Source organism: Rhodococcus sp. PAE-6, assembly GCF_025290685.1.
In the GTDB taxonomy this organism is placed as follows: Bacteria; Actinomycetota; Actinomycetes; order Mycobacteriales; family Mycobacteriaceae; genus Rhodococcus; species Rhodococcus pyridinivorans.
Map to the genome: position 1 here is coordinate 126,856 of NZ_JAOCLZ010000012.1, position 17,708 is coordinate 144,563.

Here is a 17,708-nt window from a genome sequence, read left to right on the forward strand (position 1 = left end):
GCCGAGGATCCGGTATAACGTGAGAAGGGGAAGACGAATTTCGACGCTACAGCGGCGCGCCGAACTCCGAGCCCAGCCGCAATGCCTGGTCCGCCACCCGTTCCGCCAGGTCGACCCGCTCCTCGAGACTGCCGGTGAGCATCACCCACGAGCGTCCCGTGGCAGTGAGCGCGTCGACGAACCACTCCGTCATCTGCGCGCGGATGTGTTCGCCGTCCCGGATGCCGTCCTGCACGAACGGAGCACTGTTGTGGTCGGTGAGCAGGTACAGCGCTCGCCGGTGGCGGACACCGCGCCACGCCCGTTCACTGCTGCCGAGATAGCGTCGCTCCCACACGGTGGTCGCGAACGCGTCGGTGTCGCAGACGAGCAGCGGAGACCCTTCCCGTGCTGCCTGTTCCTCGAGTCGCGTCTGTTCGACGGCGATGTTCTCGAAATCGTCGCCGGTCCACACGATGTCGCCCACTTCTCCGGTGCGGAGCTTGTCGTAGGTGACCTGTCGTCCGTATTCCGGCACCCAGCCGGTTCGTTCCCACACACCATCGCGATTTCGGAATCGACGCACCAGCTCTCGGCTCACGGTGGTGGTGCCCGTGGATTCGGAGCCGAGGACGACGATGCGGGTCGTGAGGCCGGCACGGGCCGGTGCGTCGAGATCGTCCCAGCGCCCGGCGAGATCATTACGGCAGGCTGTGCCGGAGGCGGGATGCGCGACACGCAGCGGGTCGACGCATACGTGCGTGGCCGAGAAGCGTCGCGCGAGCTCGTCGCCGTACTTCTCGCTGGAGACCACCGCATCGACCGGAACATCGGTGACGGTGCGCGCGGCTGCTTTCATACAGGCGACCTGCGCGGCCCATACGGTGTCCGATTCCAGGTCCATCGGTGCGTCGCACGGAATTCCCGTCACGGTGACCGTCGTGTCGACGGCGTGTGATTCGCGCATCCACGACACGCGGTCACCCAACGGAATCGTCTCTGCCGCAGAGGACATGACGACGACGGTGACGCGTTCGGCGATTTCCGCAGCGCACCGGACGAGGTGATGGTGACCGATGTGAGGTGGATAGAACTTCCCGATGACGAGTGCGTGCCGATACATCACTGCACCTCCACCAGTTGCCGCTCGACCGCCATGGAGCGTCGCCAGGCAACCAGGCCCCGAATGCACAAGAGCAGGAAACCCGCGTACAGCAACGCCGTGAGCGTCAGTCCCTTGTGCAGGTAGAGCGGGATGTAGATCAGGTCGGCGACGATCCAGAGCAGCCACGACTCCCACCGCTTCTTCGCCTGCCCCCACGTCGCGAGCAACGACAGCACGGTGGTGGTCGCGTCCCAGAACGCGACGGTCGAGTTCGTCGCGACCTCCAGCAACGCTGTCAGCCCGATCACCGCAGCGACACCGACGACCGCGAGCACGCTCCACTCGGTCGTGTTCGTGCCCGTCACCGGCAGGGCATCCTCGTCCCTGCCCCGCGCCCAGTTGCTCCAACCCCACACGGCGAGCACGATGTACACGACCTGCAGTCCGGAATCGGCGTAGAGTCCGGCGGTCGCGAAGAGCAGGATCCACACGAGGTTGTTGGCGATCCCGATCGGCCAGTTGAGGATCGACTGCCGTCCCACCAGATACACGCACCACGCGCCGCTGACGAAGCCGAACACTTCGGCCCAGGTGGTGGGCGTACCGAGTGCGGTGAATGCCGTCGAGTTCAGAAATGCGATCATCATCGCCGCCTTTCGCTTGTGGCAGCGATTAGATCATGTTTGCTCTAACTGATGCAACGGTGAAACCGACTTCGGTGTTCTCGACGGCGCTATACGACGTCGAGAACACCGAAGTTTCGGAGGATCAGCGGGGGTCGGGGCCCTCCACGAGCGGCAGGGATTCGTCGGCGGTCCACGCGTTGAGCGAACCGTCGTACACCGCAACGTCCGACCGACCTGCAGCTGCGAGCGCGTGCGCAAGTCCGGAAGCCGCGATGCCGCCGCCGCAGTAGGTCACCGGTTTGACGTCCGGGTTCAGGGCACCCGCCTTGTCGAAGATCTCGCGCAGTTCCGCCGCCGGCTTCAAGCGTCCGGTCGACGGGTCGACGAGGTCGCCGAAGGGGATGTTGATGCTGCCGGGGATGTGTCCGCGTCGCGGGTAGGACGGGCTCTCGCCGCGGTAGGTCGCAGGATCCAGGGCGTTGATGATCAGCGTGTTCGGGTCGTCGAGCGACGCCGCGATCTCCTCCGTCGACCGCACGAGCTCGGGCCGATGCTGCGAGGTGAAGGTCGCGCCGTGCGGGACCACCTGCTCGTCGGAGAGCGGATAGCCGGCAGCCTTCCAGGCGGGCAGTCCGCCGTCGAGCACGGCGGCGTCGTCGAAGCCTTCGAGCCGCAGCTGCCACCACAGTCGCGCGGCCCAGATGCCGTTCTTCTGGTCGTACAGCACCACGCGGCGTCCTTCACCGATGCCGACCGCACCGGCGGCGGTGGCGAACCGGTCCGACGACGCCGCGGTGAACGGTTGCGGTGCTTCGTGATCGGAGAAATCCGTGAACAGGTCGGCGTAGACCGCGCCGGGAATGTGTTCCTCCAGATAGGTCGCCAATCCGGGTTCGATGTGCACGGACCCGTCCGGCGGCGTGCTCAGGTGCACGGTGGCGTCGGCGATGACGAGGTCCTCGTCCCCCAACTGCTCGTACAGCCACTCCGCGGAGACGGTGTTCGGCTTCGTGTCGCTCATCGAGGTCCTCCTCTGCTCTCGGAATCTCCTTCCAGTAGAGCAGCCATACGACTTGGGTGGGTTCGTCCCCGCTGAGCGGTGTCTAACCCACCGAGATCGGGCGGGTGTTCCAGCTGTCCTCGACCACCCGCGGCTTGCAGGCCTGATAGGCGCCGGCCACCAGTACCGCGACGGCGACCGTCATGAAGGCGAACGAGGCCGCCCAGCCCGAGGTGAGGTCGTGGAAGACACCGAACAGCAGCGGGCCCAGGCACGCCACGGTGTAGCCGACACCCTGGGTGAATCCCGACAGGGCTGCGGATCCGGCGTGGCTGCGGGAGCGCAGATTGATGAGGGTCAGGGCCATCGGGAACGTGCTCGGCCCGAGTCCGAGCAGGACGATCCACAAGATGGGCGCGCTCATCGGCGCGATCCACAGACCGGCGAAGGCGACGAGGAAGCACGACGCGCACGCCACGACCACGGGGAACGGATTCTCCATCCGCGCGCACAGCGACGGAGCGCCGAATGCGGAGACCAGTCCGAGCAGGGCGAACAGCCCCACCATCGCGCCTCCGAAAGCGGGGCTGGCACCGGCGTCGGCGAGGATGTCCGGGATCCACGTGAACATCGAATAGGTGACGAGCGACGTCATGCCGAACATGCCGACCATCCCCCAACCCACCGGCGACCGCCAGACCCTGCCGTCGACGTTCCGGTCGACGGGAGCCATTTCCCCGGCATCGGCATTCCGATGACGCAGCAGCACCCACACCCACGGAACGGCCGCAGCGAATCCGACGAGCGCCCACACTCCGAGCGAGACGCGCCAGCCGAAGGCGTCGGCGAGAGGAACCGCGACGAAGGCGGGCACGATTGTGCTCAGCTGCACGCCGACGATGTACACCGAGCTGACGAGTGCCAGCGTGTCGGAGAAGTAGCGCTTGACCAGAGGAGGGATGACGACGTTGCCGATGCCCATCCCACCGAGCGCGAGCCCCGACAGGAGCAGCAGCGACCAGGTGTCGGTCATGAGCGCGCGGGTCGCCATGCCCACGCCGGCCATGAGCATGGCGATCAGCGCGGTGCGTTCGAGTCCCCATCGTCGGCCGAGCGCCGGGGTGGCGAGGCCGAAGGCCGCGAACATCGCGGTCGGGATCATGCCGAAGACACCGACGACCGTGGACGAGAAGCCGATCTCCTCACTGATCTGCGCGGCGAGCGGGCTGAACGAGGTGACCGCAACTCTCAGCACGAGGGCCGACATCGCGATCGCACAGAACACCAGCAGCCGGCCACGCAGAAGACTCACACCGGAAATCATAGGATGATGGGATGACTTCGGGAAAACCTGTTCAGCGAACGAACCTGATCGAGCAGGTCACCGAGCAGTTGCGCAGCGAGATCTGCAGCGGTCGCTGGAAGGTCGGTGAGAAGATCCCCACCGAACCGCACCTGTGCGAATTCACCGGCACCGGCCGCAACACCGTCCGCGAAGCCGTGCAGGCCCTCGTCCACACCGGCATGCTCGAACGTCGCCAGGGCTCGGGCACCTACGTCCTCGCGACCTCCGACGTCACCGGCACCCTCGGCAAGTATTTCGCCACGGCCCACGAACGCGACGTGCTCGAACTGCGGCAGGCCCTCGACGTCACCGCCGCCGTCCTGGCCGCGCGCCGGCGCACCCCCGACGACGTGGCCCGGCTCGAACAGTTGCTCGCCGAGCGCAACCGATTGTTCGCCGGATCCGACATCGACGCCGCGGTGGCCGCCGACGTCGCCCTGCACCGCGGCATCGTCGAGGCCAGCCACAACGCGGTGTACCTCGAGTTCTACGACTCGCTGCTTCCGTCGATCCGCCGCACCATCGACCGGCACGTCCGCGTCACGGGCCTGGGTTTCGAACCCGAACACACCACCTTGGTCGCCGCCGTCATCGCCGGCGACGAGGACTCCACCGTGGAGGCGGCGCAGGGGCTCTTCGCGGAACTCACCGACTGACGCCGCCGCTCATCGAACCCCGGCCGAACGCAGGCCGTCCGCGAGGGTGTACGCCTCCGCAGAGCTCAGGAGAAGTTCGTCGAACTCGACGCCCGGGCCGCCCAGCGCGACGCGCAGCACCGGATGGCCTCGCTTCATGACGACCAGGCGTTTGATGCCGCGCGGGTGCCGGAAGGTGCCCACCTTCAAGAAGCCGGAGATCACCATGCCCGATCTGATGCCGAGGATCTCGGACGTCCATCCCGGAAGGACCTCCACGCCGGTGATCGCCGAGATCGGCACCTCCATCGCGGTTCGGCGGACCATGAAGGCTTCCCACCGAGAGAAGGACAGGTGGAGGGTTGCGTTGTCGTATGTCGTTTGGGCCATGACGTCGGACCTTCCGTCGACGGTAAACTGACTACAGCACTGAGAACATTATCACGGTGATAACAATGATGGGTAGGTACCGATGGCGAAGACGTCCCCGATCGCGGAAGTCGTGCTGCACCCGGTTCGACTGCGGATCGTGCAGCAACTCGGAGGACGGCAGCTGACCACGAGCGAACTCCGGTCGGCACTCCCCGACGTCACCCAGGCCACGCTCTACCGGCACGTCGCAGCATTGATCGACGCCGAGATCGTCACCGTCGTCGACGAACGTCGCGTGCGCGGAACCGTCGAACGCACCCTCGCGCTCGGCGACCGCATGGCACACGTCGGCCACGACGACCTCGCGGCGATGAGCGACGCCGAACTGCGCAATGCCTTCGTCACCTTCCTGGGTGCGCTCGGCGAGAGCTTCGACAAGTTCATCGGGGACGACGACCGGAGCCTGCGGGACTATCTGGGTTTCGGGACCACCCCGCTCTACGTCACGACCGACGATCTCGCGGAAATCCAGAGCAGGCTCGCCGACATCCTCGCCCCGTATCGCACGGATACCGGTGACGACCGGATGCGCATCACCCTGACGACCGCGGTGATACCGGTTCCTCCTGGCACCGCGTCCGAAGAGGGGTAGGGCTCGGCAGAGGAACAGACCTCAGCGGAACTCGTCGACGTGCGCATCGGCCCACTGCGCGAAGATCGTCGTGGGCCGGCCGAAGTCGAACCGATGTCGGACGGTTACGCCTTCCCGTACCGTGTCTGCGGGAGGTAGACATGACAGTTTCCGGTACGTTGTTCCGTCTCGCAGGCCCCTTCAACTCCATGGTCATGGCAGCCGCCGGTCTACCCGTCATCGGTAACCGGATCCGCAGCTATGTCGCACCGATCACGTACACGGGTCGAAGATCCGGCAGGACGATCACGTTGCCGATCAGTTACCGACGTTCGGGCGACTCCGTGACGATCGGCGTCGCGATGCCCGACGAGAAGTCCTGGTGGCGCAACTTTCTCGGCGCCGGTGCTCCCATGAGCATCCAACTCGACGACGAGGAACGCACCGGCCACGCCGTCGCGACACGCGACGAACGCGGTCGCGTCGAGGTTGTGCTGCAACTCGATCCCGCCTGATCCGGTCATCCGAGACGAGCGGGGCACTCAGCGGCACAACGCGGCATATCATTCCGGTGAACAACGCGCGTAACAGAATTCGGCGGCGGTAACCTGAGCGGTACACGACATCATCACGATGCCGTTGGACACCATCCGGAAAATTTCGCTGGGATCCTCTCGGAGGCCGACGTGCGTGGATTCGGTATCGATCTCGGAACAGCCAACACCGTAGTCGGAACGCCCGACGAGGGCATAGTGCTCAACGAACCGTCGCTGATGATGGTGCGGACGAAGGAACCGCGCCGAGCGCTCGCGATCGGCAAGGAGGCGAGCGACCTCGTCGACCGCACACCCGGTGGGATCACTCCCGTCCACCCCATACGCGACGGGGTGATCGTGGATCTCGAAACGGCACGGACATTCGTCACGGCCGTGCTCGCCCAGCTCGCGCCCCGACGTCGCTACGGCATCCGGCCCGTGGGCGTCATCGCGGCTCCCGCCGGGGCCACGCCGCTCGAGCGTCGTGCGCTGCTCGAGGTGGGGCACGAGGCCGGTCTGCGGAAGGTCGGATTGATTCCCGAGCCGGTCGCCGGTGCCATCGGATGCGGGATCGACCCGCTCGAGCCCCGAACCCATCTCGTCGTCGACATCGGCGGCGGCACTGCGGAAGTCACCGCTCTCTGCTACGGCGGTGTCCTGTCGCACCGCAGTTGCCGCATCGCCGGGGACGACCTGACGAGCGCGATCCTCCGGTATCTCCGCGCCGAACACCAGATCATCGTCGGCGAACTCACTGCCGAGCGCGCCAAGGTGGGTGCGCCCGAGACCGCCGACGAACGGTCGCTCGTGGTGGAAGGTCGCGACGCCGCGACCGGCCGCGCGCGTCTGGTGACACTCGAGACCGAAGAGATCATGGATGCGGTCCGGCCCACCACGACGAGCATCGTGCAGACGCTGTCGAGCTGCCTGGACGACCTGCCGCCGCGCGCGATCAGCGACGTGATGGCCGAAGGCATCCTGGCGATCGGCGGCGGATCGATGCTGCGCGGCGTGCCGCAACTGCTCGAGGAGGCCTTCGGCCTGCCGGTGAAGACCGCCGAGCGTCCGCTCACCTGCGTCGCCGAGGGCGCGACCTCGTGCATCGAGCACGCCGACGTGATCGCCGCCTACGCCGCCTGACCTGTCAGGGATTCGGCGTCCGGAGCTGCGCGAGGTAACGCTCGAGCAGACCTTTGACGACCGGTCCCGAGGTGGCCGATCCGAAACCGCCACCGCGCACCAGCGCTGTCACCACGACCTCCGGCGACTCGGCGGGCACGACCGCGGAGAACCAGGCGTTGAGCCCCTTGCCCGGTGCCGAGGGATCCTCTGCCGTGCCGGTCTTGGCGGCGGCCGTGACCGGCAGGCTCGCGAGCTGACCAGCAGTGCCGGCCGAGGCCGACGCCCGCATGCCGGCGCGCACCGGTTCGAGTTTGTCGGCGAACGACAACGGCCGAGGTTGCTCGGTGGGAATCGGGACCGCGTCGCCGGGTCCGTAGGCGGCAGCGAGCTTCGGGGTCACCATCTGACCCGACGCGATACCCGCCGTCCACCGCGCGACCTGGATCGGCGTGGCCGTGACGGTGCCCTGGCCGATACCCATGAGCAGGGTCGAACCCGGATACCAGGCACCTCCGATGCTCTCGACGTTGTCCGGGGTACCGAGGAAGCCTGCGGACTCGGCCGGCAGATCGATCCCCGAGGGGGCACCCGCGCCGAGCTCGGAAGCGATCTGCGCGATGCGGTAGGGACCGAGAAGGTCGGCCAGTTGGTAGAAGTAGACGTTGTCGGACCACTGGATCGCCCCGAGCAGGTTGTTCGGGCCCATCGGCTGCCAATTGGCGAAGGTGTGACCGCCGTAGGTGTAGGCCGCACCACCCGCCAGGAAGGCATCCGGGGACAGCACGTCGAACGCCGCGTTCGTCGACGCTGTGACGATCTTGAACGTCGACCCCGGTGGCGCTGCCGTCTGCACCGCGTGGTTGAGCATGCGGCCCGGACCCGATGCCGCGGTCTGCGCCGCGATCGTGGCGAGGTCGGCCGGGGGTCCGTAGACGTTGTTGTCGTAGCCGGGAACGCTGGCCAGCGCCAGGACCGCGCCGGTGCGGGCGTCCATCACGACCGCGGCGCCGAGGTCGCCTCCGCTGGTGCGCACCGTCTGGGCGAGCGCGTCGGTCGCGGCCCGCTGCATGCCGACATCGAGATGCAACCGCAGGTCGTGGCCGCGGATCGGATCCACCCGCTCCCCCGTGCCCACCGGACGTCCTGACGGATCGACGTACACGCACTGCTTGCCGTCGACGCCGCGCAGCAACGCGTCGTACTGCCGCTCGAGCCCGGCCTTGCCGACCCGGGATCCGAGCGCGAGGGTCGGCCAGAGTTCCATGTCCTGCTCGTCCGCGATCCCGACGTACCCGAGGAGCGACGCCAGCATTTCCCCGTGCGGGTACTGTCTGCGGCCCGTCGGGTAGACGAGCACCCAGGGCAGCCGAGCGTCCACGATCGCCCGGGCCTGTTCGGGCCCGACACGTCCCAGCACGACCTGGATCTCCCCGCTGGTACTGCTCCGCAGTTCCTCGTCGAGCTTCTCGGGGGGCATGCCGAGCAGGGCGGCGAGTTCGTAGCGCGCCGACGGGGCACCTTCGGCGAACATCCGGGCGACCACCGCGACGGTGTACTCGGCGACGTTGGTCGCGACGGGAACGCCGGTCCGGTCGAGGATCTGACCACGCTCGGCGGGCAGACGGATGCAGCGGAGCATCTGGGTATCACTCGTCGCGCGGAACTCGGTGCCGTGCGCGGTCTGCATCTGCCACGCGAAGACCGACATCGCGGCGAGCGAGGCCGTCAGCGTCAGCGCACCCACCGACACTCCGCGCGGCAGACGGCGCTTCTTTGGTTCGGTCACCCACAGCGGCCGGGTCACCCCGTCGCGGCGCACCGCGAGCACCAAGCCGATCGAGACGAACCCGATGATCGAGGCGGTGCCTCCGTAGCTGAAGATCGGGATCGGCATGCCGGTGTGCGGCAACAGCGACAGGCTCTGGGCCACCGACACCACGGTATGCAGCCCGAACACACCGCCGATACCCGCTGCGACGAGTGCCGCCTCCCGAGTGCGTGCGACGCGGGCGGCGACCACGGAACGCCACACGATGATCACGACGGCCGCCACGACGGCGATGCCGGCCACCAGGCCCCACCCGTACACGAGACTCGCGAAGGCCAGGTCGTGTTCCGATTCGGGGAGGTATTGGGCGCGCAGGTCGTAGTCGGGTTCGCGGCCGAGGCCCCACCACCCCGCACTGCCGATCGCGATGTCCGCCTGCCATGCGGCCCAACCCGATCCCTGCGGGTCGGCGTCGTTCGACAGGAAGACGTGGATCCGCTCGAGCTGATACGGACGCAGGAACAGCACGGCCATCGGCAACGAGGCGAGTCCGAGCGCGAACAGCGGGAACAGCGACCGCAGCGGGACTCTCGCCAGGATCAGCATGAGCAGCACGGTCGCCACGAGCACCACGGCGGTCGAAAGGTCGGGTTGCAGCGCCACCAGGGCGATCGGCACCGCCGACACGATCAGGACACCGACGAACCCGCCGAGCGTGTACCCACCGGCCAGTATCGCGGCGGGAACCATGACCAAGGCGAGCTTGGCGATCTCGGAGGGCTGCAGGGTGAACACGCCGAGATCCAGCCAGCGTTGAGCGCCCTTGGTCGCGATACCCACCAGCGGCACCGCCGCGAGCAGGACCACCGAGGCGGCGAACAGCGCCCACCCGAAACGGCTCAGAGCGGCGATCCGCATGCGCGAGGTCGCCCACATCGCACCGAGCCCCACGGCGGCGAGCACGGCGTGACGCACTGCGAGCGACGACATGCCCGTCGAGATCATGTTGAGCATGCCGAGAGCGACCAGTGCGACGGCCGCCGTGACGAGCCAGGGATCGGATGGGTGCCTATCCGCCGTCACGAGAGCCCCCGGGCACGCAGGCGGCATTCTCGGTGGGAACGTACACCGGCTCGGACGCGGCCGCTGCAGGAACGGTGGTGACCGCGGCGACGGCGAGCGCCGACCCGGGTGGCAGGTCGACGCTTCCGATGCCGTAGGCCTCCGGGCTTCCCGCCGGCACCGGCAGGGTGATCGCCCCGCCCGGCAGTGTCACGCCCGTACATCGGTCGTAGACGGTCAGATTCCACGTGACCGCACCGATATTCGCCGCAGGGTCGAGCCCGACGTCGACGCGGACGGTGCACGATCGTCCCGGCTCGCACGGACCGTTCGCGAAGCGCGCGGCGACCTGCGTGATCGGTCCGGCGTTCGCGGGAAGACCGGTGTCGACGGGACCCGGCACGCCCGCCTCTGGTGCCGCTTCGGGCACCGGTGGCGGTGGTGAGACCGGATCGATCCGGTCGTCCATCGACGAGTCCACCGGGTCGAGAAGGGTGTGCCAGCCCCGATTCAGTTCCGACCACGCTGCGGGAGCTACCCACGCCAGCCCGACGAGCGCGATGATCGCGACCAGCGCGATGACCGTCCGGCGTCGCGGCAGCCGTCGCTTCTTGCGATGCCACACCGTCCCGGCCGGCGGGCGACGTCGATTCGGGACGAAGGTCCTCTCTTCCGTCACGCGCGGCACGTCTGCCCGTTCCGCCGTACCGTCCACCGGACGAGCATGTCCCTTCACCACCGCGACGAGCGCGGCGATCTGCGATCGTTTCCTTCCTACCTCGGTTTCGTCGAATTCGGTTGCGGCAGCATAACGAACGCGTCTCGCCAGGCCGACGAGATCCGACGACTCGGCGATCGCCGCGTTCACCCTCTCCTCGAGCGCTTCGTTGCGGCAGTTCGTCACGATTCGGCGAAGAAGTCCGGCCGTCGTGTCGCGCACCTCGTCCCAGGAGCCCGCGTTCTTGACGCAGTCGATGGTGAGCTGACCATCCTCGGACACCATCACGGCGTCACCTCGGAGGCGGATCGGATGGTGGCCCCGGGTGTGCGCGAGTTCGAGTTGATCGACCGTATCGGTGACGAGCAGCGCGGCCTGCGCAGGCGTCAAAGTCGCTACGGCAAGCAGTCTTCCGAGTTCTACGCCGCCCCCTGCGTCGTCGTCCGTCCGTATGGGCGGGACGGATCGAACCTCGACGGGCTCGTAGTCTCTCGCATGGATTCCCAAGACTGCTTCGATCATCGCGCATCCCGAAAACGCCAGGCCTCCCGCAAGTGTCAGCCAGACCGGAGCGGGCGGGTGAATTGACCTTGAATTGCCTTTCCCATTTGACGACTCGTTACCGAAATCCATTGTGTGTCATTTGCGCAAGAGTTGCCTCGACTTTCGAACGAAACCTTGCGGCACTTCTGCCCCAGAGGCTGTTACCACCGGGAACACCCACCGATCACTCGCCGTCCGCATACACCGTGTCGGGACGTGCCGGGTGGTGGCGCCGGGCGTCGAACGGTTCGAGCCAGACCTGCACCGTCGCGAACAGGCCGCGCTGCGGGAGCCGGAAGTCGCCGAATCGGTCCTGGTGGGTCAGTGGACCTTCCGGTCCGAGATCCACTCCACCGACGACGGCGCGCTCGGTGTGCGCGACCCACAGTTGCCGCGGGTTGGCTCGGAACCACTGCCCGTTCGGCAGGTGCCCACCGAGCCGCATCCGACCGGCGCCGAGCACCGGCCCGGCGGCGCGACCCATCGCGGCCAGCACCGTCGGGCTGTGCCAGAGGGCGTCGGGCATGAGACTGCCCGCCGCGTTCATGACGGTGGTCGCCGGCGAGGTCGTCATCCGGAGATCCCACTCCAGTTCGGTACCAACGGTCACGTGCAGGTCGGTGGGGCCGGTCCACTCGGCGCGCACGTCGGTCTGCTCGGTGCGGCTCAGCGCGTGACCGAGATAGCGCGGGCAGCTCAGCTCGGCCGGGACGTCGCTGTACACCGTCCACGTGCCGTCCGGGTCGCGGTGCCACACGGACGTGAAGCCGTCGCCGATGCTGTTGGTCGGGAATCTGCGCAACGCGAGATAGTGGCCGCTCGCGAACGGCGCGCCGATCACGGCGTAGCCGGCGAAACGCTCCCCGGAAACCCGGGGCAGTTCGCAGGACTGCTGGGCGGCTGCGTGCGGGGTGATGGCCATGTCGTCCTCCTCGATTGCGGGTACTTCGATCCTGGGCTGACCACCTCCGCACGTCATGAGGCCGCTGCCTCATCTTTCGGACCGAGCATCGTGCGAGGACACTGAGTCCATGACGTCCACGGGTGACGGTCCGCGACGGGCGGAACTGGTCGCCGCGCTGTCCCTCGCCATCGATCTGGGTCTCGGGCAGCCGATGGAACACATGCTGCGCTCGGCAGTGATCGCCACGCGCATCGCCGACCGGATGGGACTGAGCGCCGACCAGCGGGACGTCGTCTTCTACGCCAACCTGGTGGCCTGGATCGGATGCCACGCGGACTCCCACGAACTGGCACGGATGTTCGGCGACGACATCGCGTTCCGCGCCGACACCTACGCGGTGGACATGACGGGACTCCCCTTCTTCCGCATGCTGATGGGGCACAGCGGGCGGGGACTGCCGTACGCGGAGCGTTTCCTCCACGCCACGGCCTTCCTGTTCACCGCGCGCCGGCAGGTGTCCGATCTCATCCGGTCCCACTGCGGGTCCGCGAGTGTTCTCTCCGATCGCGTCGGGCTGGACCCTCGGGTGAGCGCGATGCTGACCTTCACCTTCGAGCGCTGGGACGGTGCAGGGCTACCTTCTGGCGTTCGCGGTGACGAGATTCCTGTCGAGATGCAGATCGTGCAGGTGGCCGACGTCGCCGAGGTGTACGTCCGTCTCGGTGGGTCCGCGCAGGCGGTCGCTGTCGCTCGTGCGCGAAGCGGCACCCAGTTCGGCCCGCGCGTGGCGCAGGTGTTCGCCGACGACGTCGACGCGATCACGGCGGGTGTGCTCGAACAGGACGCATGGTCGGCGGCGCTCGCCCAGGCGTCCGATCGTGACTACATCGTGAGCAGACCCGAACTGGACGAGATGCTGCGCGCGATGGCGGATTTCGTCGACCTGAAATGTCCTTACCTGTTGGGACATTCGAGACGTGTGGCGGATCTGGCGGCGGCCGCGGGTCGGCATCGCGGACTTCCGGTCGCGGAGGTCGAACTCCTCTACCGCGCGGGTCTCGTGCACGGACTGGGACGGATGGGTGTGCCCAATCAGATCTGGGAGAAGGCCGGTCCGCTCACGACGGCGGAATGGGAACGGGTCCGCTTGTATCCGTATCTGACCGGACGGATCCTAAGCCGCGTCGGCGGGCTGGAGTCCGTCGTCGCCCTCGCTGTGACGCATCGCGAGCGACTCGACGGCTCCGGATATCCCGGCGGACTCCGGGCCACCGACCTGGGCGTGACGGCGCGGATCCTCGCCGCGGCGGAAACCTACCAGCGGCTACGAGAACCTCGACCGCACCGTAGAGCTCTGACGGCCGAGGCCACGGCCGCCCGGATGTGCCGCGACGCACAAGCAGGCCGGTTCGACACGGAAGCGGTCGAGGCCGTGCTGCTCGCGGCGGGGCACCCGACGAAGCGACGCGCCCCCTGGCCTGCGGGACTGACGGGCCGCGAGGTGGAGATCCTCAGACTCGTCGCTCTGGGCTATTCGAACCGGCAGATCGCCGACGAGCTGGGTATCGCGCACAAGACGACGCGCAATCACGTCGAGCACGTGTACACGAAGCTCGACGTCCACAACCGCACCCAAGCAGGACTCGCCGCGATCGACCTCGGCCTGAGCTGATCCGTGTGGACTCAGCCTCGCTATCCGGGGTCGAACCCACACAAAGCAGTGTCCGCCTGAGGCGATGCACCAGATGTATGCCGACGTGCTTCAGGACTGGGTACTTCCTCGCCTCCGCACGCGATGGCGCGACGAGCCGGAAGATCTGGTGTTCTCGACCGTCATATACGCCGTCGAGAACACCGGATCGGAACGGCGTCCTCGTCCCCCTATCGCGGGTCGTCGGAGTGGCTGACGACGTTGACAACGGTGCCGTCCGGTGCACGCACGAAGAACCGCCGCACTCCCCACAGCTCCGTCGTCAGCGGATAGACGATCTCGAACCCTCGACGCTGCGCTTCCTCGTAGGCCGCTTCCACCTCGTCGCCGACATGGACGGAGATCGCCGAGTCCACGGGAGCCGATTCGTCACCGCTGACCAACTGGACGACGGCACGACCGTCGGGAGTGGTGAACCGCGCGACCCATCCGAGATTCATCTCTTCGACGCTCAGCCCCAGATAGTCCGCGTAGAAGCTCCGCGCCTCCCCGATATCCGGGACGTTGATGTTCGTGGTGATGCCGGTCGGACGCATGCGGTCACTCCTTCGACGATCCTCGGTGGATTCGACCCGCTCAGCAGGGTTCATTCCCCACAAATCGGGTGATGGGTCATCTCGAATTCGAGTACACCACTACCCGCGCTTCGGAGTCCCGAGAATGAGTACGCAACCCGGACAGTGGCGGCTGTTGGACGAAGCCGAGGCCGCCGCACTCTCTCTGGCCGACGAATCGCACACCCCGCCCCGAGAAGGACGAACTCACCGTCGCTGTGCGAAAGTTCTTCCGCAACAAGGGCGCCGACTACCTCGATGATCCGAACGTCTCGTCCGTCGGCGTTGGATACAAGCATGTGGACGGCAAACCCACCGGCGAGCTCGCCGTGCAGTTCACAGTGAATGAGAAGGTATCGGAGCTCGAAGCTCTCGAAGCATTGGGCACCTCCCCGCATCCCGAGAGCATCACCGTGAACGGTGTGAAGGTTCTGACCGATGTGATCGAGCGGTCGTACGAACCCGCATTCCATCGCGTCCCGGAAGCAGCGACGCCGCCCCGGAAGACGCGACTGGATCCGATCGTCCCGGGTGTGAGCGTCGGGCACACGAGTGTCAGTGCCGAGAACCTCGACCAGCTCGAGGTGCTCGACCTCGACGAGTTCCGGGTCTTCCAGGTTCCGCTGGCCGAGATCGAACAGCGCGCACTGCTGCGGTTCCCGCAGGCCATGCGTGATGCGGATCTGCAGGTCGCGGCGGAGACGATCGCCGAGCCACTGGATTCGGTGGCCGCCATCCACTGGTGACGGCTCGACAGACGTGGGATCGTTTGCGTCCCTTTAACTCTCGCGCGCTGAACCGAGGCTCGCTTCGCGTGTAGCGCGAACGAGCCTCGGTTCAGCGCGTCAAGTTGCGCCTGTTACAGTCGCCGCGCTGGTCTCGAGGGGGTCGAGATCAAGCCGAAGGGGGGCGCGTGAAGTCGTTTCTGCTGCGTAAGGTACTGCCGAAAATCGGCGGGATAACAGCACTGTTGCTACTTCCTCGGGTGTCCTCGTTTCTCGGTCCCGAAGTCCCGTCCGTATCTACCTTGGTGCCGACCACCGTCGCGGCATCGGGCCCTTCCACACCGCAGACCACGCGACCTCCCCTTCCGGAGGGTTTTCCCTCCATGTTGTTTCCCCCACCGAAGATCGACGTCGAGCCAGGGCAACCGCAACCGATCGACACCAGATACGGCCTCACCTATGAGATTCCGGCGGACTGGAAGAACGACCACGGCGCTAGCTCCGGATGGTCCGGTGAGGAAGGCCATGCCGTCTACGGCAGCGTCGGTTCGTTCGGCTACGGGTCCTGTCCCGAAAAGGACGGAGGCTGGCCGGCGATATCCGGCGTGGCGGGCTCGCGAGATATCGACCTCGAAACCGTAGCTACCGAGAGGATCCGAGACGTCGAGTGGATCTTCGACGACAACGCCGGCACGCGGCCGACAGTCGAGTACGCCGCCCCCGTATGGTTCGAGATCGCTGACCGCCCCGCCGTTCGAATTTCCGCCCGTATCACTGATATTCCGCAGGTCAGCGGTTGCGAACCCGACGCCGCCAGGTTCGACATCGTTGCCACCCCGGGCTATGCGACGGCGCAGACCATGGTGTTGATGGTGCAGGTCAACGAAGGCGCGTACGACGTCGACGTCGCCGACGACATCATCGCAACGCTCCGACCGTCTTGATCGACTTTTGGACTCATTGACACTGCAGCACTGTGCAGATCCCAGTCGATGGAGCTCTCGTCGAGTGCACTCGACGAGACGAACCGCGGCACCTGTTACAGTCTCCGCGCTGATCTCGAGGGGGTCGAGATCCAGTCGGGAGGGGGCACGTGAAGTCGTTTCTGTTGCGCACCGTACTGCCTATTGCAGGAGGGATAGCAGCAATCCTGCTGCTACCGCGGGTGTCCTCGATTGTCGGCCCTGACGTCCCCTCGGTTCCGACTTTGGTGCCGACTACCTCCGCGCCATCGGCACCGGTGGGTCCACGAACCTCTCCCCCGCCATTGCCGGAGGGGTTCCCCTCGATGCTGCGCCCACCGCCTCAGATGACCGCCGCTCCAGGTGCGCCGCAACCGATCAGCACGAGATACGGTCTTACATACGATATTCCGGCGGACTGGACCAACGACTACCGTTCTATCGCCGGATGGTCCAACGAGAACGACAAGGCCAGTTATGGAGCTGTCGGGTTCTTCGGTTACGGTTATTGCCCGGAGGAAGACGGGGGCTGGCTTGCGATCTCCGGCGCGGCAGGTTCGCGTGACCTGGACCTCGAATCGGTAGCGCAACAAGAGGTCCGCTCCGTCGAGTGGATTTTCGACGACAATGCCGGAACATTGCCGACGGTCGAGTACACCGACCCCGTGTGGTTCGAAGTCGCAGGGCGGCCCGCGGTCCGCGTCTCAGCCCTCGTTACCGATATCCCGCGAATCAGTTCGTGCGAACCAGGCTCGGCCCGCTTCGACGTCGTGGCGACGCCAGGTTACGCCACCGCAGAAACCATGGTGTTGATGGTCGAAGTCCACCAGGATATCGATGGCGCGTACGAGGGCGGGGTTGCAGACGCCATCATTTCGACGCTTCGACCCACCTAACGAAGCGCATCAAGAAGACAGAAAGTGTCATGGGCGAAACATTTAAGGGAATGTCTCATTTGGCGAGCTTCTTGAAGCAGGTCAACGCCGCGGCGAGTTGGAGGAAAGCAGCGAAGTGCTCGCCGTGGCGCTCGTAGCGGATGGTCAGCCGGCGGTAGCCGGTGAGCCAGGCCAGAGTGCGCTCGATCTTCCACCGGTAACGTCCCAAGCGTTCGCTGCTGTCGACGCCGCGGCGGGCGATCCGCGGAACGATGCCCCGGGCCCGCAGCCACCGGCGGTGCACGGGGTAGTCGTAACCCTTGTCCGCCCGCAACCGGCCGGGTCGGCGGCGCCGCGGACCGCGACGCGAACGCACCGCAGGAATCGCAGCGACCATGGGCTGCAGCATGACACTGTCGTGGGTGTTCGCCGAGGTCACCGCGGTGACCAGTGGGATACCATCGGCGTCGGAGAGGATGTGGATCTTCGAGCCGTTCTTGCCTCGATCGACCGGGCTGGGACCGGTCAAAGATCC

General features: G+C 66.7%; 18 protein-coding genes. 8 read left to right on the top strand and 10 right to left on the bottom strand.

Features of this window, described 5'->3' with window-relative positions; genetic code table 11:
- Positions 1 to 46: 46 nt before the first annotated feature.
- From NVV99_RS21200 to NVV99_RS21215, 4 genes are all read right to left on the bottom strand, one after another.
- On the bottom strand, positions 47 to 1,102 hold the full coding sequence (locus NVV99_RS21200; RefSeq protein WP_024103626.1) for an AAA family ATPase: 1,056 nt from the start codon (positions 1,100 to 1,102) through the stop codon (positions 47 to 49).
- A complete protein-coding gene (pnuC, locus tag NVV99_RS21205) occupies positions 1,102 to 1,731 on the bottom strand; it encodes a nicotinamide riboside transporter PnuC (RefSeq protein ID WP_024103625.1) in 630 nt (209 codons plus the stop codon). The genes NVV99_RS21200 and pnuC overlap by 1 nt, the downstream gene beginning before the upstream one ends.
- Before the next feature lie 121 nt (positions 1,732 to 1,852).
- Positions 1,853 to 2,731, bottom strand: a complete 879-nt coding sequence (locus NVV99_RS21210) for a sulfurtransferase (protein WP_024103624.1) — start codon at positions 2,729 to 2,731, stop codon at positions 1,853 to 1,855.
- 82 nt (positions 2,732 to 2,813) lie between these two features.
- Entirely contained in the window at positions 2,814 to 4,034 is a 1,221-nt protein-coding gene (locus NVV99_RS21215; protein ID WP_260783007.1) for an MFS transporter, read from the bottom strand.
- Between the two features lie 11 nt (positions 4,035 to 4,045).
- Here NVV99_RS21215 and NVV99_RS21220 point away from each other — a divergent pair, with 11 nt between their 5' ends.
- Positions 4,046 to 4,711 (top strand): FadR/GntR family transcriptional regulator, encoded by a 666-nt coding sequence (locus NVV99_RS21220; protein WP_024103622.1) that lies wholly within the window; start codon positions 4,046 to 4,048, stop codon positions 4,709 to 4,711.
- 9 nt (positions 4,712 to 4,720) lie between these two features.
- Here the strand turns inward: NVV99_RS21220 and NVV99_RS21225 are convergent, their stop codons facing one another.
- Positions 4,721 to 5,080, bottom strand: a complete 360-nt coding sequence (locus NVV99_RS21225; RefSeq protein ID WP_024103621.1) for a hypothetical protein — start codon at positions 5,078 to 5,080, stop codon at positions 4,721 to 4,723.
- An 82-nt stretch (positions 5,081 to 5,162) separates the two neighbouring features.
- Between NVV99_RS21225 and NVV99_RS21230 the strand changes: the two genes are divergently transcribed.
- The 3 genes from NVV99_RS21230 (at position 5,163) to NVV99_RS21240 (ending at position 7,369) form a co-directional block, all read left to right on the top strand.
- Positions 5,163 to 5,714 (top strand): helix-turn-helix domain-containing protein, encoded by a 552-nt coding sequence (locus NVV99_RS21230; protein ID WP_024103620.1) that lies wholly within the window; start codon positions 5,163 to 5,165, stop codon positions 5,712 to 5,714.
- Between the two features lie 140 nt (positions 5,715 to 5,854).
- Positions 5,855 to 6,208: a hypothetical protein gene (locus NVV99_RS21235; RefSeq protein ID WP_024103619.1), complete on the top strand. Its 354-nt coding sequence runs from the start codon at positions 5,855 to 5,857 to the stop codon at positions 6,206 to 6,208.
- Positions 6,209 to 6,379: 171 nt separating this feature from the next.
- Positions 6,380 to 7,369, top strand: a complete 990-nt coding sequence (locus NVV99_RS21240) for a rod shape-determining protein (protein ID WP_024103618.1) — start codon at positions 6,380 to 6,382, stop codon at positions 7,367 to 7,369.
- A gap of 4 nt (positions 7,370 to 7,373) precedes the next feature.
- Here NVV99_RS21240 and NVV99_RS21245 read toward each other — a convergent pair whose 3' ends face one another.
- The 3 genes from NVV99_RS21245 to NVV99_RS21255 all read right to left on the bottom strand — a co-directional run bounded on the left by NVV99_RS21245 (position 7,374) and on the right by NVV99_RS21255 (position 12,364).
- Complete coding sequence (locus NVV99_RS21245; RefSeq protein ID WP_024103617.1) at positions 7,374 to 10,202, bottom strand: FtsW/RodA/SpoVE family cell cycle protein; 2,829 nt, start codon at positions 10,200 to 10,202, stop codon at positions 7,374 to 7,376.
- The gene (locus NVV99_RS21250; protein WP_041803626.1) at positions 10,189 to 11,289 is read right to left on the bottom strand and encodes a hypothetical protein; all 1,101 of its coding nucleotides are present in this window, start codon (positions 11,287 to 11,289) and stop codon (positions 10,189 to 10,191) included. Before NVV99_RS21250 ends, NVV99_RS21245 begins: the two co-directional genes overlap by 14 nt.
- A gap of 337 nt (positions 11,290 to 11,626) precedes the next feature.
- Entirely contained in the window at positions 11,627 to 12,364 is a 738-nt protein-coding gene (locus tag NVV99_RS21255; RefSeq protein WP_242411710.1) for a hypothetical protein, read from the bottom strand.
- A 109-nt stretch (positions 12,365 to 12,473) separates the two neighbouring features.
- Between NVV99_RS21255 and NVV99_RS21260 the strand changes: the two genes are divergently transcribed.
- Positions 12,474 to 14,018 carry an HD domain-containing phosphohydrolase gene (locus NVV99_RS21260; protein WP_024103614.1) on the top strand — a complete coding sequence of 515 codons (1,545 nt, stop codon included), beginning with the start codon at positions 12,474 to 12,476 and terminating at the stop codon, positions 14,016 to 14,018.
- Between the two features lie 209 nt (positions 14,019 to 14,227).
- Here the strand turns inward: NVV99_RS21260 and NVV99_RS21265 are convergent, their stop codons facing one another.
- Positions 14,228 to 14,593 (bottom strand): VOC family protein, encoded by a 366-nt coding sequence (locus tag NVV99_RS21265; RefSeq protein WP_024103613.1) that lies wholly within the window; start codon positions 14,591 to 14,593, stop codon positions 14,228 to 14,230.
- A gap of 236 nt (positions 14,594 to 14,829) precedes the next feature.
- On the opposite strand from NVV99_RS21265, the gene NVV99_RS21270 reads away from it, so the two are divergent.
- The 3 genes from NVV99_RS21270 (at position 14,830) to NVV99_RS21280 (ending at position 17,194) form a co-directional block, all read left to right on the top strand.
- Positions 14,830 to 15,357, top strand: a complete 528-nt coding sequence (locus tag NVV99_RS21270) for a hypothetical protein (RefSeq protein WP_024103612.1) — start codon at positions 14,830 to 14,832, stop codon at positions 15,355 to 15,357.
- A 167-nt stretch (positions 15,358 to 15,524) separates the two neighbouring features.
- Positions 15,525 to 16,280 (top strand): hypothetical protein, encoded by a 756-nt coding sequence (locus NVV99_RS21275; RefSeq protein ID WP_242411709.1) that lies wholly within the window; start codon positions 15,525 to 15,527, stop codon positions 16,278 to 16,280.
- Between the two features lie 365 nt (positions 16,281 to 16,645).
- Entirely contained in the window at positions 16,646 to 17,194 is a 549-nt protein-coding gene (locus NVV99_RS21280; RefSeq protein WP_051424899.1) for a hypothetical protein, read from the top strand.
- Positions 17,195 to 17,249: 55 nt separating this feature from the next.
- Here NVV99_RS21280 and NVV99_RS21285 read toward each other — a convergent pair.
- The coding region (locus NVV99_RS21285; protein WP_260783008.1) for an IS5 family transposase at positions 17,250 to 17,708 on the bottom strand (459 nt) is incomplete at its 5' end.